We start from the raw sequence: 19,523 nt of genomic DNA, 5'->3' as shown, positions 1-19,523 counted from the left end.
CCCGACCACCGGGAATGTCGGAGACCGTTTCCGCCGGTCGGGCGATAGCGTCGTCGACATGACCGACCGAACCATCTTCGTCGTCGATCAGGTCGTCCTCAAGCCCGGTGCCGCACGTGAATTCGTCGCCGCGTACCTGAGCGAATACGCACCTGCGGCCACCCAACGGGGCCTCACCCTCGATCGCATACTCGTGACGCCACCCGTCTGGCTCGACGACGACACCAACACCGTGACCGCGACCTGGTCGGTACCGGGCACCCGGGCCTGGTGGCAGGCCGCGGTCGCCGCCCGCCACGACCCGGCGCCGTCGAAATGGTGGGCGCAGATGGCACCGATGATCGCCGAGCGGACCAGGACGATGGCCGCCGACGCCGCCGACGTGGAAGGGCTGTGCGATGTATGAGGTGACCAGGCTGATCGACGTGTCACCGCTCGACGAGCCGACACTGGACGCCGTCGCCGCGCGCATCGCCGCCGCGGCCGACGCCACGGGCGCGGAGATCGCCCTGGTGTCGCCCACGCTTCCCGGCGTCCGCAACGGGGGTCACCTCGTGGCCCACCTGCAGTTCGACTCGGAGGATCGGTGGATCGGGTCGCGGGCCGCGTTCGACCGCGCGACATCGCAGGAGCCGGTCGTCCGGGTCAACTCCGTCGAGTACCACGGCAGCCCCCACCGGCCCGGTGCCGTGGGCCGGCGCGCGACGGGCAACCCCGGCGCGGTGTACCGCACCCTCCTCCTGCGCGTGGACGATTCGGCCACGACCGACGAGGTGGACCGGTTCGAGCGGGCCCTGCTGCGGATGCCGCGATATGTCGACGCGATCCAGGCATGGCGCCTGAGCCGGGTGGCCGTCGCCGGCGGGGATTCGCGGTGGACGCACGTGTGGGAGCAGGAGTACGCCGACCTCGACGGCCTCCTCGGGCCGTACATGAATCACCCGGTCCACTGGGCGTCGGTCGACCCGTTCTTCGATCCCGAGAACCCGGTGTGCCTGGTGACCGAGCGCGTCTGCCACAGCTTCTGCACCACCGACCGGCCCCTCATCGAGCCGGCCTCCCTCCCGACGGAGTCGGCCCAGGTATGACCCCACCGACGGGGTCGGCCCGGGGTGACCGGTGGGCCGGGCGCGGCCCGGCCCACCGGGGGGGTGCGGGTCAGCGCTGCAGGAACGCGAGAACCACCGATTCCCAGGCCTTCTGCTGCTCGATCATCACCCAGTGCCCGCAGTTGGGGAAGATGTGGATCTCCCCGGAGACCAGCGTCCGCATCGGGATGATCGACATGTCCACGGGACTGACCCGGTCGTCGCGTCCCCAGGTGATGAGTGTCGGGACCGTGAGCTTGCGCAGGTTCGCCCACCCCGGCGCGACGTCCGGGTTGCGCATCGCCGCGCTCATCCGCTCGAGCGCCGCCGAGCCGTACATGGCGCGCGAACTCGCCAGGGTCTCGGGATCGGTGGCCTGTGTCCACCGCTCCTCGATCAGCTCCTCGGTGATCAGCGAGCGGTCGTAGACCATCGAGTGCAGCCACGCGACCAAGGACTCCCGGGTCGGGTTCTCGACGAACTCGGACAGGCGCACGATCCCCTCCGAGGGCGCCGGACCGAACAGGTTGGTCCCGGCACCGCCCACCGTGACGAGCCGGTCGACCCGTTCCGGTTGTGCGAGGGCGAAATCGGTCGCGATGAATCCGCCCATCGAGTTGCCGATGATCCGGACCCGGTCGATGCCGAGACCGTCCAGGAACGCCCGCACGGCGGTCTGCGCCGACATCATCGGGTGAGCGGCCCCGAAGCCGTCGCTCACACCGAACCCGGGCAGTTCCAGGACGAGGGTCCGGAAGTGTTCCGCCAGGGCGGGAACGTTCCCGCGGAAGTTGCGCCAGCCGGTGACCCCCGGCCCGGAACCGTGGAGCAGCAGCAGCGGTTCTCCCTCACCGGCCTCGCGGTAGCGGAGAACTCCGTTCTCCGTGGGCAATTCGAGGAGTGGCGGGATGTTCTGGGTGTTCGTCTCGGTCGTCATCCCTCGAGCGTGCCACCGTCGGCGTGCGACGGCTCCCGGCGTTCCCGTTCACCGGACGCGCGGGTCCCCGCGGCCGCCGACCGGCAGTCAGTGCAGGCGCGGAAGCTGTTCTCCCCGGGGGAGTTCCAGCTTGGTGACGACGAGCTCTCCGTCGCGGACCGCATCGTCGATGGTGGCGCGCAACTGCGCGCATCCGCCCGAGTACGAGCCGAAGCCCTGCTCGTCGCGGGCGGCGGCGATGAAGGGGCATTCGCGGGCGTCGAAGGTCCATTCGATCGAGGTGTGGGCCTCGCTGAACTTCTCCACGCGGACCCCGCGGCCGCATCCCTTGCAGGTGAGCGACGTCATCGTCATCGGCGCACCTCCGCCCGATCGGTGGCGATCCTGCCGTACCCGCCGCGGAAGAACAGGAGCGGATCGCGGTCGAAGGCCTCGAGGTGCCGGACCCGCGCCACGACGATCGTGTGGTCGCCCGCTTCGTGCTCGTCGGCGAGCTCGGCCTCGATCCAGGCGAGGCCGCCGGCCAGGATGGGCGCACCCCCGGGAGAGTGGTCCCAGCTCAGTCCGCGGAACTTGTCCGCCCCCTTGGTCGCGAGCCGGCGACACACGTCTTCCTGGTCCTCGGCGAGGATGTTGATGGAGAAGCGGGGGATCTGCCGGACGAGCGGCCAGGACGTGCTGGCCTTCCCCACGCAGAAGGCGACGAGCGGCGGGTCCAGCGACACCGAGGTGAACGAGTTGGCGGCGAGGCCGACCGGTGCACCGGTGTCGGCATGGATGCCCGTCACGGCGACGACGCCCGTCGCGAAATGTCCGAGCACCCGCCGCATGTGCTGTCCGTCGATGGCGTCGGCCGCCGTCACGCCGATCTCCTCTCCGTCCGGTCGAGCCTGCCCGCGGCGTCGAGTGCCGCGATGTAGCCGTAGACCAGCCCCTGGCCGATGGTCGCCCCGGCGCCGGGATAGGTGGACCCGAACGCGTTGGCGGCGGTGTTGCCGATCGCGTACAGCCCGTCGATGGTGGACCCGTCTTCGCGGAGGACCCGCCCGCGCTCGTCGGCGTTCAGGCCGCCGCACGTCCCGAGGTCACTGAGGACCATGCGAACCGCGTAGAGCGAATCACCCCGCAGGGCGCGAAGGTTGGGATTGGGAGCCACGGTCGGGTCGCCGTAGTAGCGGTCGTAGGCGCTCGCCCCGCGGCCGAAGTCGTGGTCGATGCCCAGGACCGCACCGGCGTTGAAGGACTCGAACGTGGCGGCGAAGGCCTGCTCGTCGACGCCCATCCGACGCGCGAGCTCGCGCGGGTCGCTCGCCTTGACCGCGATGCCGTTGTCGTACCACTCCTGCGGCAGCGGCTGCCGCGGGAACAGGGAGCCGGCGAGCACATAGCTGTTGCGGTACTTCTGGTCGAAGACCAGCCACATGTCGCCGACGGGATCGCCGTTGCGCTCGCGCTCGAGAACCCGCTGGCCGAAGCTCATGTAGTCCATCGCCTCGTTGACGAACCGGCGGCCGGACGAGTCGACGATGAACGACCCCGGCAGCGACCGGTCGGCGAGGAGCACCGCCGGGGCGCCCCCGGGCACCGCGGCCACCGCGGGGAACCACCAGGCCTGGTCCATGGAGGAGACCCCGGCACCCACCTCCTGGCCGATCCGGATGGCATCGCCGGTGTTCGCCGCGCAGCCCAGGCTCGCGTCGTCGAGCAGGGACTCGGACTGGAACTTCCGGCGCATCGCCATGTCGTGGTCGAAGCCGCCGGCCGCGAGCACCACGCCCCGTCGCGCGTTGACCCGGGTCGACACCCCGTCACGCTCCACGACCGCGCCCGTCACCCGACCGCCGTCGGTGACGAGGCCGACGAGCGGCGCGCTCGTCCACACCGGGATGCCGGCGCGGAGCACGCCTGCGAACAACCCGGCGGCCAGCGCCTGCCCGCCGGCGGCGTACTCGCGCTTGACGGCCATCCCGCCGAGACCGATCCCCAGGGCCTTCATCACCCGCCATCCGGACTTGCGGGGAGCCCGTGTCAGCAGGTTGAGCCACTTGTAGTCCGCGCCGGTGATGGGCACCGGCAACGGCGCCTCCATCAGTCCGGGACGCAGGCGGGCACGTTCGGCACCGAGCTGCGCGACGTCGAACGGGACGCACTCGCAGGTCCGGCCCATCGCCGAACCGCCCGGCTTCTCCGGGTGGTAATCGGAGTAGCCGCGCGCCCACATGAACTTCATCGGCGTCGTCCGGGACAGCATCGCGATGGCCGCCGGACCGTGCTCGAGGAACGATGTCCCCCGCTCCTGCGGCGCGCTGCCGTCGACGACCGAACGGATGTACGTCGCGGCGTCGGCCACGGTGTCCCCCGGCTGCAACCGGGCGAGCACCGGGTTGCCCGGCACCCAGAAGGCGCCGCCGGACCGTGCCAGGGAGCCTCCGACGTACTCCGACTTCTCCACGACAAGGGTCGACAGCCCCGCCTCGTGCGCGGCCAGCGCCGCCGCCAGCCCGGTTCCCGACCCGACGACGAGCAGGTCGACGTCGACGTCGGCGCTCGTCGCTGCGCCGGTGAGGTCGTCGTTGCCGGATGCCGTCACGCCTTCTCCCCTGACTTGTTCGCCGGCACGAAGACCATGTCGGCGGGGTCCGGCTCGCGCATCATGGTCCAGTAGTCGACCAGCCGCCACGGGCACGGCACGATGGGCCGGCCCTGGCTGTTGCGGTAGTAGCTGTTCACCTGGCCGCCCGGGTGTGCCCAGACCGTCTCGTCCAGCGCCTCGTCGACCTTCGCGTTGTACTCGTCGAGCGCGTCCTGGCGCACATCCATGGAGGCGTGGTCGTTCTCCAGCAGGTACTGCAGGCACTCGACGATGTAGTGGACCTGCTCCTCGCTGGTGATGTTGTGTCCGGCACCGTGATTCGGCGCCGAGTTCGGGCCGGAGGTCACGAAGAGGTTCGGGAACCCGGACACCTGGACGCCCTTGTACGCACGCGGGTCCTCGCCACCGGACCACACGTCGGCGAGCTTGCGGCCGTCGCGTCCGACGATGTCGATGCGGGTGGTGAACTCGAGCTTGAACCCGGTCGCGAGGATGATGACGTCCGCGGGGACGAACTCACCCGTGGTCAGGTACACGCCCTCCGGCGTGACCCGCTCGAAGGACGCGCGGTGCAGGGCCACGTGTTCGCGCTTGAGCGCCGCGTAGAAGCCCGGGTCCTTGACGATCCGCTTGGCGTAGGGGCGGAAGTCCGGGGTCAGCTTCTCGATGAGATCGGGGCGGTCGCCGAAGCTGTCGTGCAGGTACTTCTGCGCGTTCTTCAGGACCATGTCGTTCTCGCGCGACGCGGAGAAGTGCTCCGCGGCCCACTCCGGGTCGACCCTGGGGAGCCGGTAGAGGTTGTCCGAGGCGAACCAGTACGAACGCAGCCGGAACCACTCGTTGTAGAACGGGAGGTGCTCGAGCGCCCAGCGCTGCCCCTCGGGGACGTCGTGGACCACGGTCCGCTCCGGCACGATCCAGTGCGGGGTCCGCACGACCACGTCGAGGGCCTTCACCTTGTCGACGATGCTGGCGACCACCTGCACCGAGGTGCACCCGGTGCCCAGCACGATGACCCGCTTGCCGGTGAGGTCCAGGTCGGTGTCCCACTCGGCGGTGTGGATCACCCGTCCCGCGAATTCGTCGAGGCCGGGGACGTCGGGGATGTTGGCGGAGTTCAGCATCCCCAGCGCCGAGACGACCGCCTTGGCACGGTGGTGCTCGACCACGCCGGCGGCGTCGCGGGTGACCACGTCCCAGACCTGGTCCTCCTCGGACCAGGACATCTCCAGCACCGAGGTCTGCAGCCGGATGTGCTCACGCAGCCCGTACTTCTCCACGACGTCGAGGAGGTACTGCTGGTACTCCTCGCCCGTCGGGTAGTACCGCGACCAGTGCGGGTTCAGCTCGAACGAGTAAGAGTAATAGTGGCTCGGGGTGTCGACCGCAGCGCCCGGGTAGGTGTTGCGGGTCCAGGTCCCGCCGATCTCGTCGCGGGCCTCGAAGACGGTGTAGTTGAAGCCCGCCTCGCCGAGCTTGATGGCTGCGTTGATGCCGGTCATGCCGGCGCCGATGACGATGACCTCGAAGTCCGTGGGCGGCGTGACGGTGACCGGGACGTGCCGCTCGTCGGTGACGAACCCGGCCTGCTCGAGCAGCAGCGGGATGAACTCCTCGTCCACCTCCTGGGAGGTGGCGACCCGCGCCATCCGCGCGAACAGCTCGGGTGCGGGCACACCGAGCCCCGGCTGCGCGTCGGGGTCCGCGTCGGCGAGCAGTTCGGCCGCGCAGGCGCGGATGTCGGCGATCACGTCCTCCGGGTACTGCCCGGGCGGCAGCGCGCCCGGCACCGGGGCCGCGTAATGCGTGCCGGGACGGGAGTATTCGAGACGGTCCGCGAACTCGTCGAGCAATGTGGTGTCGCCGGTCAGGTGGACCAGCGACATCAGCAGCGGCGCCGGGTCGCACTCGGCGAGGATCTGTCGCAGGCCTTCTGCGGTGAGGACGTCGCCGGCCCCGGCGCTCACGCCCGGTCCACCGGTCATCGTGTCGGTCATCGTCTGCCTTCCGGAAGTGGCACACCCATCCGGGTGAGCATCTCTCGTGGGTCTGAGGGGGGACGCAACTCGGCCAACTGCGCTCCGCGGCGCCGCGCCGCGGCCGAGCAGATCTCGTCGTCGGACTGAATCCAGAAGTGTCCCTGGGCGATCTGTTCGATCATGTGCTCTGCGGCGACGAGCGGGTCCATCCCCTTGGTGACGTTGTCCCGCTGCATCGCGTCGAAGACCGCGTTCGCGGTGGGGTTGGTCGAGGGGGCCTCGCGCTGCGCCGCGAGGAAGATCTCGCTGCGCACCGAGTGCGGGATCACCGCGCTCACCTGGATCGGGGCGTCTGTCAGCGAGAGGTCCTGGTACAGGCATTCGGTCATGGCGAGCACCGCGTGCTTGCTGACGATGTACGGGCTCTGCACGGCGACGCAGTTGAGGCCGCCCACCGAGGAGAGGTTTGCGATGCACGCCGGGGTGCCGGCGTCGATCATCCGCGGCACGAAGGCCTTGAGGCAGTAGAACACCCCGTCGACGTTCACCTGCATCACGCGGTGCCAGCGCGCCTCGTCGATCTCCCACAGCAACCCGGCGGACTCGATGCCGGCGTTGTTGACGAGCAGCTCGACGCTGCCGTGCCGGTCGAACACGGCCGCGGCCAGTGCCTCGACGTCCTCCGACCGACTCACGTCCAGGCCGAACGCCTCGGCGCGGCCGCCGGCCGCCTCGATGTCGCCGGCTACCGACTCGGCCCGCCCGGCGTCGATGTCGGCCACCACGACCGTCATCCCGAGTGACCCCAGATGACGGACCAGGCCCTCGCCGATCCCCGCGGCCGCCCCGGTGACGACCGCGGTGCCCTCCGAAAAGCGCTCTTGCGCAGCACTACCCATGAGATCCGACCTCGCCTTTCGTCTAGAGCCCGGTGGGCCGGATGTTCGGATTGGCCCACGCCGGCGGCTCGAGCGGCGGCAACTCGTCCCGGCCGTCGAGCGTGCGCACGGCCGTCTTCGTCGCCCACGGGTAGTGGAGGCTGAACGCCACCAACCCCGTGCGCTCGGCGGCGGGCTCGGTGCACATCTCCAGGACGGTCTGCGCGAGGTACTCGACCGGCTCGGTCTCGTAGCCCTCCGGCAACAGGGACGCCGCCCCCGGGGTCATGATCGCCGTCGACGGGCCGACCGCGTTCACCGCGATGTTGTCGTCGAGCACCTCGGCGGCGAGCCCCTGCGTGAACCGGTGCTGGGCCGCCTTCGCGGACGCGTAGATCACGTCGCCGGAGGTCTTGTTGTACTCGCGGAACGGCCGGATGGGACTCAGCCCGGTGGACGACCCGATGTTGACGATCCAGCCCGCGCCATTGCGGCGCATGTGCGGTATGGCCTTCTGCGACAGAAAGACCGGAACCTTCAGGTAGTGCTCCAACGTCCGGTCGAAGGTCTCCTCGCTCATCTTCTCGATGCTGCTGTAGTCGGCGAACCCTGCGTTGTTCACGAGGATGTCGATGGTGCCCGCGGCCTCCACGACGGCGTCGACGAGCCCGTCCCGTTCCGCCGGGTTCTCGAGGTCCGCGGGGATGGCGATGGCGCGGCCCCCGGCCTCCTCGATGAGTGCGACGGTCTCGGCGAGCGTTCCGGACAGCTGGTGTGTCTCACCGTCGCGGACGGAGACCGCCGGCGCGCTCGCCGACCGCGCGCTGACCGCGACCGTCGCGCCCTCTGCGGCCAGCCTGCGGGCGATCGCCCGGCCGATGCCCCGGCTGCTGCCGGTGACCAGGGCGACCTTGCCCTCGAGTCGTTGTGTCATGACCACCTCGGTGTCGTCGTTCGGGTTGTCGTCGCTTCGGATGTCGCTCTCACGCGAGGATCTCGGAGGCCATCTGCCAGACCTTCTGCCGGGCAGGAGGCGTCAGCGACAACTGGGGAAAGGTCAAGAAGCCGTGGAACAGACCGTCGAACCGGTGCGCGATGACCCGCACGCCGGCGTCGGACAGTGCGCGCGCGTAGTCCTCGCCGGACGAACACGGCGGATCGAGCTCGGCGGTGGCCACCACGGCCGGGGGAAGGCCGGCCAGCGAGTCCGCGCGCGTCGGGACGACGAGCGGATCGTCCCGGCCGCTCGGCGCGTACTGATCCCAGTACCACCTCATCGCCTTGGCCGAGTTGTAGTAGCCGACGCCGTAGCGGCGATACGACTCGGTGTCGAAATCGTCGTCGATCACCGGGTAGAGCAGGATCTGGGCGCAGAGCGCGGGCCCTCCGCGGTCCCGCGCGGCGATGCTGACCGTCGCGGCGAGGTTGCCCCCGGCGCTGTCGCCGGCGACCGCGATCCGCGCCGGGTCCCCGCCGAGGTCGGCGATGTTGTCCGCCGCCCAGCAGACCGCCCGGTACACGTCCTCCATCGCCGCCGGCGCGGGGTGCTCCGGCGCCAGCCGATAGTCGACCGCGACCACGATCGCGTCGACGGCGTCGGCCATGCTGCGACAGAACTCGTCGTGACTGTCGAGATCGCAGAAGACGAATCCGCCGCCGTGGGCGAACACGATCACCGGCCGGGGTCCGGCGTCGCCCGTGCCGTGCGGCACGTAGACCCGCAGGCCCAGGTCCCCGCCCGGACCGTCGATGGTCAGGTCACGAGCGGTCTTCATGTCCGGCAGGCGTGTCAGGGGCGCCCGCCGGGACACGATGATCTCGCGCAGTTCGGCGGGGTCGTGCGCGGTCACATCCGGGAATCCGGATTCGAGGACCGACAGCATCGCCTCGACATCGGGGTGCAGATCCGTCCGCCGGACGCTCTGCCCGGTTGCATTCTGCTCGGCTGTATTCTGCCCGGCTGCATTCTCTTGGGACAAAACAGAATCCGGTTCACTCATCGCACCAGTCACCCCTCACGAGACCGTGAAGCCCTTGTAGCCGGAGTCGGCGACCTCGTCGATGATCCTGCCGTAGTTGGCGAAACCGCCGATGTAGGGCATGAACACGCGCGGCTTGCCCTCGATGTTGGCGCCCATGTACCACGAGTTGGCCTGCGGGAAGAGCGTCGCAGAGGCCTTCGCGTTGCACTCGGCGACCCACTCGTCGACCGCCTCGGCGTCGGCCTCGATCGACTTCGCGTCGTGCTCACCGAGATAGGAGATGCAGTCGGAGATCCAGTCGACATGCTGCTCGGCGCCGAGGACCATGTTGGCGAGCACGCTCGGACTGCCCGCCCCGGTCACGATGAACATGTTGGGGAAGCCGTGCACCGCGAGGCCGATGTAGGTCCGGGGACCCGCCGACCACTCGTCGACGAGCTTGCGGCCGCCGCGGCCGCGGATGTCGATACGCGACAGCGAACCGGTCATCGCATCGAAACCCGTTGCGTAGACGATCATGTCGAGCTCGTACAGGTGATCGCTGGTGCGCACGCCGGTGTCGGTGATCTCCTCGATCGGCGTCTTACGCAGGTTGACGAGCTTCACGTTGTCGCGGTTGAACGTCTCGAAGTAGCCGCTGTCGGTGACGATCCGCTTGGTCCCGATCGGGTGGTCGGTCGGGATCAGGTCGTCGGCGACCGCCGGGTCCTTGACGATCTCGCGGATCTTGGCCTCGACGTACTCGCGTGCGGTGTCGTTCGCCTCGAGGCTGGTGGTCTGGTCGGGGAACGCCTTGGCGAAGAGGTAGCCGCCGCGCTGCCACCACTCGTCGTAGATGCGCTTGCGCTCGGCCTCGTCGACCTCCAGAGCGCCCTTCGGGTACGGGAAGTTCGGGGTGCCGCCGCCGCTCTCGCGCGAGAGGCGCCGGCGTTCGGCGTAATTGGCCTTGACCTCGGCGATGTATTCCTCGGTCAGCGGCCGGTTCCCGGCGGGGATGGAGTAGTTCGGGGAGCGCTGGAACACCACGAGTTGCTCCGCGGTCTCGGCGATCACCGGGATCGACTGGATGCCCGACGATCCGGTGCCGATCACGCCGACCCGCTTGCCGGCGAAGCTCACCTCGTGGTGCGGCCACTCGCCGGTGTGGTAGCTCTCCCCCTCGAACCGGTCGCGGCCGGGGATGTCGGGCCGGTTGGTCGCCGACAGGACGCCGGTCGCCATGATGAGGAAGCGGGCCGTGGTGGTCACCCCCGTGTCGGTGGTGATCGTCCACGCCGCCGCGTCCTCGTCGTAGACCGTCGAGGTGACCCGGATCAGGAAGTCGAAGTGCTTGCGCAGGTCGAAGCGGTCGGCGACGTGTTCGAGATAGGCCAGGATCTCGCTCTGGGTGGCGAAGCGCTCCGACCAGGTCCACTCCTGCTGCAGGTCGTCGTCGAACGAGTACGAGTAGTCGATGCTCTCCACGTCGCACCGCGCCCCCGGGTACCGGTTGTGGTACCAGGTGCCGCCCACGCCCTCCGCGGACTCGAAGCCTCGGACGTCGAGGCCGTCGGCGCGCAGCCGGTACACCGCGTAGAGCCCGGACAGGCCGGCGCCTATGACGACGGCGTCGTGATCGATATCCCTGGTCGTCACAATGTCACTTCCTCGTTGTCTGCTGCCGCCGAGGCGGCCTCGTTCGTCTGGGCCGCCTCGGCGGCCTCCTTGGCCTGGCGCGCCCACATCCACTCGTGTCCCCAGTAGCTGTCGGCGCTGATCTCCTCGGCGGTGTAGTAGGTCTCGTCGACGGGTTGACCGCCGGTGCCGTACTCGATGTCCCAGCCGCCGGGCACCCGGACGTAGAAGGAGATCATCTTGTCGTTGGTGTGGCGGCCCAGCGTCGACGACACCGGGAAGTCACGCGCCATCACCTGGTCGTATGCCCGGCCGACCGCGTCGAGCTCGTCGACCTCCACCATCACGTGGATCAGGCCGGGATCGCGGCCTTCGAGGCTGGGCATGATCGCCAGGCTGTGATGGCGCCGGTTCACCCCGAGGAAGCGGATTCGCACCGGCGGCGACCCCGGAGGGGAGGGCATCCGGAACGCGCCGCGCGGAATGAATCCCAGTGTCTCGGTGTAGAACCGGTAGGACTCGTCGAAGTTGGTGGTCGGCATCACGACGTGTCCGAGCCCCTGCTGCCCGGTGACGAACCGCTGTCCGTACTTGGTCAGGACCGGACTGTGGTCGAGCACGGGCCCGAAGAAGATCTCCAGCGGCGTGCCGCCCGGGTCCTTCAGCGTGATGCCTCCCTCGACGCGGCGTGCCTCGCACAGCTCGAGCGGCATCGGGGCGTACTCGACGCCGGCGGAGTCGAGTACCGCCGTCAGCCGACGGAGGGCGAGGTGGTCGCGGACCTCCCACCCGACTGCGCTCACCCGGTTGCGGTCGGCGTGCTCGACGGTGATCCGCGACGGCCGCTCGTCCATGCGGAAGTGCAGCGCGTCGGGCTCGGGTCCGGTCCCCGGGGCGAAGCCGAGCACCTCGTATCCGAGCTCGCGCCAGCGATCCATGTCGGTGGCCAGGACGCGTACGTAGCCAAGGCCTTTGATCTCGGTCATGTGGTTGGTGATCCTCTGTTGGTCTCGGGGCCTCGTGGTCGATCGGGCTCAGATCATCACGCGCAGCGGGCCGGCCGGGACCTCGACGCCCAGCGACGCGAGTGCTGCCGCGTGGTAGGTGGTGCTGGTGACGTGGATGGCGTGGTGGATGCCGGCATGGGCGTCACGCCAGAAGCGCTGCAGCGGGTTGTCCATCCGCAGGGCGTTGCCGCCCGAATGGTCGAAGATCTCGTCGGCGGCGCGCACGGCCCGCCACGCCGAGCGGATCTGGTTGCGTCGTGCCGTGGCCCGCGTCTCGAAGTCGATCTCCTTGCCGGCGTCGACGAGGTCGAAGATGCGATCGACGTTGCTCAGCAGCTGTTGGCGGGCCGCGTCGATCTCCGCGGCAGCCTCACCCAGGGAGTGGAGGACATAGGGGTCGTCCTTGATCTTCGTCCCGGCGGCCCCCACCCGCTCCCGCTGGTAGTCGACGCCGGCGGCCAGGACGCCTTCGCAGATGCCGATCGTCGCCGCGGTGATGCCGAGCGGGAACATCGTCGACCAGGGCATCTTGTACAAGGTCTCGGTGACGCCGTATTCCTTGGCGGCGGTGCCGTCGATGACCTCCGCCGACCGCATCACGCGGTACTCCGGGATGAACGAGTCGGTGACCACGATGTCCTTGCTACCGGTGCCCCGGAGGCCGACCACGTCCCAGGAGTCCTCGACGATCTCGTAATCCGCCCGCGGCAGGATCACGTGGAGGCCGGTCGGCGGCATGAGCGGCTTGCCCTCGCTGTCACCGACCATCGCGCCGAGGAAGATCCAGTCGCAGTGGTCGGTGCCCGAGGAGAACTGCCACCGACCGGTCAGGCGGAAGCCGCCCTCGACCGGGATCGCCACGCCGCCCGGCATGTACGGCGAGGCCTGCCAGGTGTCGGTGTCGCCGCCGAGCACCTCGTCCTGGACCTTGGGGTCGGCGAAGGCCAGCTGCCAGGGATGCACGCCGACGATGCCGCCGATCCAGCCCGCCGAGCCGTAGATGCTCGCGGCCTTCATCACCGTCTCGGCGAACTCGCGCGGATGCGCTTCGTAACCGTCGTACTTCTTGCGCTGCAGCAGCCGGATGATCCCGGACCGCCGGAGCTGTTTCGCCACACCGTCGCTCAGGCGCCCGAGCCGCTCGGATTCGTCGGCGCCGGCACGCAATTCGTCCGCACTGTCGATGATGCGGTCGAGGACTTCGTAGGCCATTGGTCTTCTCCTGGGGATAGGTCGTGTTCGATGCCGACGCGTGCGTCGTCGGGCCGGGGCCGAGGTGTCAGGAAGCGGGCTGGTGGGTGTCGAAGGCGGTGCGGCCGGCGGCGAGGTTCGCATCGACCTCGGCCTGCCACGACTTGAGCGCGCGTTCGGTGTCGATCTCGTACTCGAAGCGGTTCACCATGTCCGGGGTCACGTCCTCGACGTCGACGTAGAACTGCTCGTACCAGCGACGGAGCTGGTAGACCGGCCCGTCCTCCTCGCACAGCAGCGGATTGTCGATGCGGGTCTTGTTCTTCCAGATCGCCACATCCTGCTCGAATCCGATCGCGACGCCCTTGGCCACCGTCTGCGCGATCTGCTCGGCCTGTTCGTCCGGCACCCCGGAGGGCTTCTCCACCATGACGCCGTACTGCAGGCGGAACGAGGTGGCCGTGATCGGGTAGTGGCAGTTGATGAGGTAGATGTTCGGGTCGGCGCTGTGGTCGCGACCGCCGCTCCACAGCTTGTCGATCATGTAGGACGGCCCGTAATAGGTGGCGTCCGACTGACTTTCGTAGCTGTAGTTGGTGCTCTGGCTCACGCCGACGGCGTCGGCGCGGGGGCGGGTCCGCATCGCCTGCGAGGCGGTGTGCCCTTCGAAGACGTTCCGGAAGTAGGTGGGCATCCCGTAGTGCACGTAGAAGAAGTGCGCCATGTCGACGACGTTGTCCACGAGCTCGCGGCAGTGCGCGCCGTTGACCTCGATGGAGTTCCACACCCAGTCCGTCCATCCCGGGTCCCCATAGACGGGGATCTCGGGGATGGCCAGCTCGGCCGGGGGCTTGCGGTTCTGCGGATCGTGCCAGACGAAGAGCTGGCCGCTGACGACGGCGGTGTGCCATGCCCGCGTGCGAGCGATCGGCGGGACGCGCTTGGCGTACGGGATGCCGGTGCACTTGCCGTCGCCGCGCCACCGCCAGTCGTGGAAGGGGCACGCGATCGAGTCGCCCTTGATCGTCCCCTGCGCGAGGTTGCCGCCCATGTGGCGGCAATACGCGTCGAGGACGTTCAGCTTGCCGTCCTCGCCTGCGAAGACGACGAGATCGGTGCCGAAGGCGGACACCTGATGCGGCCGGCCGTCGGCAAGGTCTCGGACCAGCCCGAGGCAGTGCCAGCCGCGGGCGAAACGCTCCGGCGGCGTCCCCGCGTCGATGACCCGGACCTCGGCGTTGCTGTCGGTTGTGGAACTCACTGGGCCTCCTGATCGGACATCGGCGACCCGGAGGGGCCGCACCATCGCATGTGATCAGCTTGACAACCATCCGGCCCGGTGTGACGTGCGTCTCCCACCGAATGGGAGGGTCAGTACTCGATCTCCACCCGATCGCTGACCGGCTCGGCCTGACAGGCCAGGATGTAGCCCTCCGCGACGTCCTCGTCGGCAAGGATCTCGTTGTGCGCCATGGTGATCTCGCCCGATCTCAGGACGCAGACGCATGCGCTGCAGGCCCCCTCGCGGCATGAATACGGCGCGTCGAGGCCGGCGCCGAGGAGGGCATCGAGCAGCTTCTGCCCCGACCTCCACCCGACGGTGTGCTGCTCGCCGTCGAGTTCGACGGTGACCTCGCACGCCGCGGTCGCGGCCGCCGAGTCCGGCTCCGGCTGCGACGCCACCGGCTCGAACGGGTTACCGTGCAACGACAGGAACCTCTCCGTGTGCACGCGCTCCGGGCTGAACCCCAGTTCTGCGCACACCCCGACGACCAGGTCCATCAGGGGCGTCGGTCCGCAGACGTAGACCTCCCGGTCGGCCATCGGGCGGAGGATCGCCGCCAACCCCGACCCCGTCGGCAACCCCTGGACCGCTTCCAAAATGTGGACGACCACCAGACGCTCCGCGAATCGTTCTGTGAGAGCGCGAAGTTCGGAGGCGAAGATGACCGATTCCGGGTCCCGGTTCGCGTAGACGAGGAACACCGTCCCGGTTCCCCCGAACAGGATCGACTTCGCGATCGACATCACCGGGGTGATGCCGCTCCCGCCGGCGACCAGGACCACGTCCCCGTCCAGCGATCGAGGCCCGAAGGTTCCACCCGGCGGCAACACCTCGATCAGGTCCCCGGCTGCGACGTTGTCACAGATCCAGTTCGAGCCGTGACCGCCGGACACCCGCTTCACGGTGAACTTCAGGTCGTCGTCCACGTGCGGCGAGCTCGCCAGCGAATAGCACCGGGCACAACCGGTTCCGACGTCCGGGACGCGCACGGTGAGGAACTGCCCGGGAAGGTAGGCGAACTCGGCCACGTCCTGCGGATCGGGCCGCACGACGATCGATCGGGCATCGGCGGTCTCGTCGATGACCTCGACCACCCGGACCCGCCGTGCCCGGGTTCGCTCCCTCGCCGCGGCCGGCGTCGTGACGACGTCGTCCCCGATGATCGTCTCGCTGGTCATGCACGCTCCTCGTCGCCTCGTCGGATGCCGGCGGCCATCCCCCCGCACACGCGCGGGCCCGGCCGACATGTGCGCGAAGGTTAGGGCAGTGAGGCGCCCGCCGAACGACGTCGTTCCGTTGGCCGGGACGAACACCGGGACCCCGGATACGTGGATGCCATCATTCGGGACGAGTCGCGTCGGCGGCTTTGGACGTGACCCCCGGTCACGGGTACGGTGACCCCTGTCACATCGAGGAGGACAGGTGCGGACAACTCACAAGGGCGACACCCCCATTTCCGTGGTGGATCGGGTGTCCACGGTGCTGGAGGCATTCAACGGCTCGGGGCCGATGACGCTGGCCCAGGTGACCGCGCGGACCAGTCTGCCTCGATCATCGGTTCACCGGCTGCTGGAGCAGCTCACCGCGGCGGGGTGGCTCGCGCGCTCACCCGAACAGACCTATGAGCTCGGGGTCAAGGCCTACGAACTCGGCCAGGCCGCGCTCAACCAGAATCGCCTGCTGCGCGGCGCCCGGCCCGTGATGCACGCGTTCGCCCACCGGACCGGGTACACGGTGCAGCTCGGCGTCGTCGATCGGGGTGACTGCGTCTACCTCGCCAAGGTGAACGGTCGCCTGTCGGGCCCCACCCCGACCGCCGTGGGACAGCGCGTGCCCGCCCACCTCACCGCCCTGGGCAAGGCGACGCTCGCCCACGCCGAACCGGGCTCCACGAACGCCGCGCTGCACGTGGCCGACGACGGCTCGCTGGTGCGCCGGACCGCCATGAGCCTCACCGACCCGCAGCTGTTCGCCGACGAGCTCGCGATGATCCGCGATCGCGGCGGCGCGTTCGACCGCGGGGAGGCGTTCGCCGGGATCGGATGCGTCGGGGTGTCGATCGGCCCGCCGGATCACATCTACGGCAACCTGGCGGCGCTGTCCATCTGCGCACCGCTGGGCACCCTCGACCATCGCAAGCTCCTCGGCCCGGTCCGGATCGCCGCGCGCGAGATCTGGGACCGGTGTGTCCAGGCGGATCTCGCGGCGAACTGATCACCCGCACCTTTTCACGGCCGGCGACCCACCGAGTGGGACAAACCGATGCGCACGCTGCTCTCCGCGGAGAAACATCACCTCTGATCCGACCTGTGCGTACGCGGTCGGTGAACGACATCGGCCAATGGAGGAGAGACGGATGAATCGATTCAGCGACCGGCGGGTCGTGGTCACCGGTGCGGCCTCGGGGATCGGCCGGGCGACCGCGCTCCGACTGCTCGCGGAGGGCGCCGACGTGGTCGCGGCCGACATCTCGGCGGAGCAGCTGGGCACCCTGGCGGCGACGGCGGCCGAGAGAGGCCACGGCGAGCAGATCGCCACCCGCGTCGTCGACATCGCGGACGAGGAGTCGGTGAGGTCGGGCGTGGCCTTCGCGACCGATCACCTCGGCGGGCTCGACGTCCTGGTGAACGCGGCGGGCATCCTCCGCAGCGCGCACACCGAGCAGCTCAGCCTGCAGGACTGGGAGCAGGTCATCCGCGTCAACCTGACCGGCACGTTCCTGATGATCCGCGAGAGCCTGCCGGCGCTCATCGCGTCGGGTCGCGGCGTGGTGGTGAACTTCAGTTCCACCTCGGCGAGCTTCGCCCACCCGTACATGGCCGCCTACGCGGCCAGCAAGGGAGGCGTGCAGGCGATGACCCACACCATCGCCCTGGAGTACGCCAAGCACGGCCTGCGCGCGGTGTCGGTCGCGCCGGGCAGCATCTCCTCGGGAATGACGGCTGCGCCCGGACTCCCAGAGGACGCCGACCCGTCCCTGTTCATGAAGATGCAGCCGGTCGTGCGCGTCGAGCACTCCGCGTCCGACGCCGTGCGCATCCCGGGCATGGCGAGTCCCGATCACGTCGCAGGCGTGGTCGCGATGCTGGCCTCGGACGACGGGGCGTTCATCAGCGGCACCGAGGTGCGCGTCGATGGCGGCAGCCACATGTGAACACCGACGGCGGCAGCCACATGTGAATGCCGATGGCGGCAGCCACATGTGAACACCGACGGCGGCAGCCACATGTGAATACCGTTGGCGGCAGCCACATGTGAACACCGACGGCGGCAGCCACGAGTGAATGCCGTTGGCACAGAACAAAAGGCGGCCGGTGGTGGGACGCCCACACCACCGGCCGCCTCGTCTGTTCACCTGTCAGGACGTGGCCGCGGCCCCGGCCTCGACAACCCGGCCGGCCATGTCGGCGACGGCGCGGTACGCCATGACCATTCCCGATCCGAGCGGCGTGCCCGGACCCGGGTAGACCTCGCCGGAAATGGACGCCGTCGAGTTCCCGGCGGCGTACAGGCCGGGAATGGGCTCGCCGTCGTCGGCGCGCACGACCGCCCCGTCGCGGTTGATGACGGCGCCACCCTTGGTCCCGAGGTCGCCGAGCACGAGGCGCACGGCGTGGAAGCGGGTTCCGTCGAGCGGCGCCAGGCACTGCGCGGCAAACTGTGCGCCGAGGAAGAACCGGCCGTACGGGTCCTCGCCGCGGTGGAAGTCCGCGTCGGCGCCCTGTTCGGCGAACCCGTTGAAGCGCTCGACCGTGGCGCCCAGCGCCTGCGGGTCCAGCCCGATGAGCCCGGCCAGTCCGGCCAGGGAGTCTGCGGTGAACCACAGCCCGGCCTCGGTCATCGCCTGACGGTCGGGGGCGGGGGCGCAGATCGCCGGGAGGTCGTCGCCGAAGCGGTTGTCGAAGATGTACCAGAAGCGCTCACCGGTGCCCGCGAGCATCCGCTCGCGCATCGCCCGGCCCATCTGGTCGTACGGGAGCATCTCGTTGGCGAACCGCTCCGCGGTGTCGTCGACGATGATGCCCGCGCGCAGCCCGAGCGTGAACACGGCGTGCCCGTTGGGGAAGAGGGTCGCCGGACACCACCACGACTGGTCGAGCAGGTCGAGCTTCGCCCCGACGCCGCTCAGCATCGTCAACGCGTCCCCCGAGCCGGTCGCCGGGTGCGAAGAGGTCCACTCCCCGGTGGGCATGTGCTGGTACTCGCGACGGAGGTCGTCGTTGCGTTCGAAACCGCCGGCCGCGAGGAGGACGCCGCCGCGGGCCTGCAGGCGCTGCTCGCCGTCCGGACCCGAGACCACCAGACCGGTGACCCGGCCCGACTCGTCGGTGACCAGCGACCGCGCGGCGGTGTTCAGCCGGAGGTCGGCGCGGCCGGACTCGTCGAGTGCCAACACCATTCGCGCGATCCATGCCTGCCCGCCGTCGAGGACCGAGCGGTCCATCTCGATGCCGAACTGGTCGGTCGGGACCATCGGCCGGACGTCGTCGACGCGCGCGCCCAGCTCCTCGGCGGTGATGGCCTTGGCGAAGATGGAGCGTCCGAAGTCCTTTCGCCCGGGTGCGGCGAAGTAGTCGGGGAACGGCCGGTGCTCGAGCGGGATCCCCGCCTCGTTCTCGAGGAACTCGACCACCTCGGGGCCGGTCTCGATGAAGGTCTGCTGCACGTCGGCATCCGTCCGGTCCCCGACCGTGGCCCGGAAGTAGGTCAGCCCCTCCTCCACCGAGTCGTCGACACCGTCGCGGCGCAGGACGTGGTTGCCCGGAAGCCACACGCTCCCTCCGGAATAGGCGGACGTGCCGCCGAAGCGGTCGGTCTTCTCCACCACGCAGACCGTCAGCCCGCGGTGGGTCGCCGCGAGAGCGCCGGCCAGCGCCGCACCACCCGAACCGACGACGACGACGTCGTAGCTGTCATCCCATGTCATAGCCCTGACACTCCGTATCCTTCTGTCGCGTCGCAACGCTGT

The 19,523-nt window shown here is 69.5% G+C and carries 18 protein-coding genes; 4 read left to right on the top strand and 14 right to left on the bottom strand.

All coding sequences use genetic code 11. The features are described from left to right. Positions 1–58: 58 nt before the first annotated feature. A complete protein-coding gene (locus tag E1P53_RS15940; protein WP_131734889.1) occupies positions 59–406 on the top strand; it encodes a hypothetical protein in 348 nt (115 codons plus the stop codon). After that, positions 399–1,088: a Dabb family protein gene (locus tag E1P53_RS15935; RefSeq protein ID WP_131734888.1), complete on the top strand. Its 690-nt coding sequence runs from the start codon at positions 399–401 to the stop codon at positions 1,086–1,088. The genes E1P53_RS15940 and E1P53_RS15935 overlap by 8 nt, the downstream gene beginning before the upstream one ends. 70 nt (positions 1,089–1,158) lie before the next feature. Here the strand turns inward: E1P53_RS15935 and E1P53_RS15930 are convergent, their stop codons facing one another. The 13 genes from E1P53_RS15930 to E1P53_RS15870 form a co-directional block, all read right to left on the bottom strand. Then, a complete protein-coding gene (locus E1P53_RS15930; RefSeq protein ID WP_131734887.1) occupies positions 1,159–2,025 on the bottom strand; it encodes an alpha/beta fold hydrolase in 867 nt (288 codons plus the stop codon). Between the two features lie 87 nt (positions 2,026–2,112). After that, positions 2,113–2,379: a hypothetical protein gene (locus E1P53_RS15925; RefSeq protein ID WP_131734886.1), complete on the bottom strand. Its 267-nt coding sequence runs from the start codon at positions 2,377–2,379 to the stop codon at positions 2,113–2,115. After that, complete coding sequence (locus E1P53_RS15920) at positions 2,376–2,888, bottom strand: flavin reductase family protein (protein ID WP_308071206.1); 513 nt, start codon at positions 2,886–2,888, stop codon at positions 2,376–2,378. Before E1P53_RS15920 ends, E1P53_RS15925 begins: the two co-directional genes overlap by 4 nt. Beyond that, positions 2,885–4,615: a 3-ketosteroid-delta-1-dehydrogenase gene (locus tag E1P53_RS15915; protein ID WP_131734885.1), complete on the bottom strand. Its 1,731-nt coding sequence runs from the start codon at positions 4,613–4,615 to the stop codon at positions 2,885–2,887. Before E1P53_RS15915 ends, E1P53_RS15920 begins: the two co-directional genes overlap by 4 nt. Further along, complete coding sequence (locus E1P53_RS15910) at positions 4,612–6,615, bottom strand: flavin-containing monooxygenase (protein ID WP_131734884.1); 2,004 nt, start codon at positions 6,613–6,615, stop codon at positions 4,612–4,614. Before E1P53_RS15910 ends, E1P53_RS15915 begins: the two co-directional genes overlap by 4 nt. Then, positions 6,612–7,496, bottom strand: coding sequence for an SDR family NAD(P)-dependent oxidoreductase (locus E1P53_RS15905; protein ID WP_131734883.1), 885 nt, complete (start codon positions 7,494–7,496; stop codon positions 6,612–6,614). The genes E1P53_RS15910 and E1P53_RS15905 overlap by 4 nt, the downstream gene beginning before the upstream one ends. 22 nt (positions 7,497–7,518) lie before the next feature. Further along, positions 7,519–8,409, bottom strand: coding sequence for an SDR family NAD(P)-dependent oxidoreductase (locus tag E1P53_RS15900; RefSeq protein WP_131734882.1), 891 nt, complete (start codon positions 8,407–8,409; stop codon positions 7,519–7,521). A gap of 49 nt (positions 8,410–8,458) precedes the next feature. After that, on the bottom strand, positions 8,459–9,358 hold the full coding sequence (locus E1P53_RS15895) for an alpha/beta hydrolase (protein WP_230824282.1): 900 nt from the start codon (positions 9,356–9,358) through the stop codon (positions 8,459–8,461). Between the two features lie 132 nt (positions 9,359–9,490). Next, positions 9,491–11,092: a flavin-containing monooxygenase gene (locus E1P53_RS15890; RefSeq protein ID WP_131734880.1), complete on the bottom strand. Its 1,602-nt coding sequence runs from the start codon at positions 11,090–11,092 to the stop codon at positions 9,491–9,493. After that, positions 11,089–12,057, bottom strand: coding sequence for a VOC family protein (locus E1P53_RS15885; RefSeq protein ID WP_131734879.1), 969 nt, complete (start codon positions 12,055–12,057; stop codon positions 11,089–11,091). The genes E1P53_RS15890 and E1P53_RS15885 overlap by 4 nt, the downstream gene beginning before the upstream one ends. Before the next feature lie 48 nt (positions 12,058–12,105). Then, the gene (locus E1P53_RS15880) at positions 12,106–13,290 is read right to left on the bottom strand and encodes an acyl-CoA dehydrogenase family protein (protein ID WP_131734878.1); all 1,185 of its coding nucleotides are present in this window, start codon (positions 13,288–13,290) and stop codon (positions 12,106–12,108) included. Positions 13,291–13,357: 67 nt separating this feature from the next. After that, positions 13,358–14,575 carry a 3-ketosteroid-9-alpha-monooxygenase, oxygenase component gene (locus E1P53_RS15875; RefSeq protein ID WP_165484442.1) on the bottom strand — a complete coding sequence of 406 codons (1,218 nt, stop codon included), beginning with the start codon at positions 14,573–14,575 and terminating at the stop codon, positions 13,358–13,360. A 65-nt stretch (positions 14,576–14,640) separates the two neighbouring features. Then, positions 14,641–15,732: a ferredoxin--NADP reductase gene (locus E1P53_RS15870; RefSeq protein ID WP_131734876.1), complete on the bottom strand. Its 1,092-nt coding sequence runs from the start codon at positions 15,730–15,732 to the stop codon at positions 14,641–14,643. Between the two features lie 244 nt (positions 15,733–15,976). On the opposite strand from E1P53_RS15870, the gene E1P53_RS15865 reads away from it, so the two are divergent. Further along, a complete protein-coding gene (locus E1P53_RS15865; RefSeq protein ID WP_131734875.1) occupies positions 15,977–16,768 on the top strand; it encodes an IclR family transcriptional regulator in 792 nt (263 codons plus the stop codon). A gap of 142 nt (positions 16,769–16,910) precedes the next feature. Next, entirely contained in the window at positions 16,911–17,708 is a 798-nt protein-coding gene (locus tag E1P53_RS15860) for an SDR family NAD(P)-dependent oxidoreductase (protein WP_131734874.1), read from the top strand. A 204-nt stretch (positions 17,709–17,912) separates the two neighbouring features. Here the strand turns inward: E1P53_RS15860 and E1P53_RS15855 are convergent, their stop codons facing one another. Beyond that, on the bottom strand, positions 17,913–19,481 hold the full coding sequence (locus E1P53_RS15855; RefSeq protein WP_131734873.1) for an FAD-dependent oxidoreductase: 1,569 nt from the start codon (positions 19,479–19,481) through the stop codon (positions 17,913–17,915). Positions 19,482–19,523: the final 42 nt, after the last annotated feature.

This window comes from Gordonia paraffinivorans (assembly GCF_900683595.1).
GTDB classification, from domain to species: domain Bacteria; phylum Actinomycetota; class Actinomycetes; order Mycobacteriales; family Mycobacteriaceae; genus Gordonia; species Gordonia paraffinivorans.
Note: the sequence above shows the minus strand (reverse complement) of the source record. Positions and strands in the feature narration are given on the sequence as shown.

Coding starts and splice junctions, on each gene's coding strand:
- E1P53_RS15940 (WP_131734889.1), top strand. CDS start 59: ATGACCGACCGAACCATCTTCGTCGTCGATCAGGTCGTCCTCAAGCCC.
- E1P53_RS15935 (WP_131734888.1), top strand. CDS start 399: ATGTATGAGGTGACCAGGCTGATCGACGTGTCACCGCTCGACGAGCCG.
- E1P53_RS15930 (WP_131734887.1), bottom strand. CDS start 2,025: ATGACGACCGAGACGAACACCCAGAACATCCCGCCACTCCTCGAATTG.
- E1P53_RS15925 (WP_131734886.1), bottom strand. CDS start 2,379: ATGACGATGACGTCGCTCACCTGCAAGGGATGCGGCCGCGGGGTCCGC.
- E1P53_RS15910 (WP_131734884.1), bottom strand. CDS start 6,615: ATGACCGACACGATGACCGGTGGACCGGGCGTGAGCGCCGGGGCCGGC.
- E1P53_RS15905 (WP_131734883.1), bottom strand. CDS start 7,496: ATGGGTAGTGCTGCGCAAGAGCGCTTTTCGGAGGGCACCGCGGTCGTC.
- E1P53_RS15900 (WP_131734882.1), bottom strand. CDS start 8,409: ATGACACAACGACTCGAGGGCAAGGTCGCCCTGGTCACCGGCAGCAGC.
- E1P53_RS15895 (WP_230824282.1), bottom strand. CDS start 9,358: ATGCTGTCGGTCCTCGAATCCGGATTCCCGGATGTGACCGCGCACGAC.
- E1P53_RS15885 (WP_131734879.1), bottom strand. CDS start 12,057: ATGACCGAGATCAAAGGCCTTGGCTACGTACGCGTCCTGGCCACCGAC.
- E1P53_RS15880 (WP_131734878.1), bottom strand. CDS start 13,290: ATGGCCTACGAAGTCCTCGACCGCATCATCGACAGTGCGGACGAATTG.
- E1P53_RS15875 (WP_165484442.1), bottom strand. CDS start 14,575: ATGGTGCGGCCCCTCCGGGTCGCCGATGTCCGATCAGGAGGCCCAGTG.
- E1P53_RS15870 (WP_131734876.1), bottom strand. CDS start 15,732: ATGACCAGCGAGACGATCATCGGGGACGACGTCGTCACGACGCCGGCC.
- E1P53_RS15860 (WP_131734874.1), top strand. CDS start 16,911: ATGAATCGATTCAGCGACCGGCGGGTCGTGGTCACCGGTGCGGCCTCG.
- E1P53_RS15855 (WP_131734873.1), bottom strand. CDS start 19,481: ATGACATGGGATGACAGCTACGACGTCGTCGTCGTCGGTTCGGGTGGT.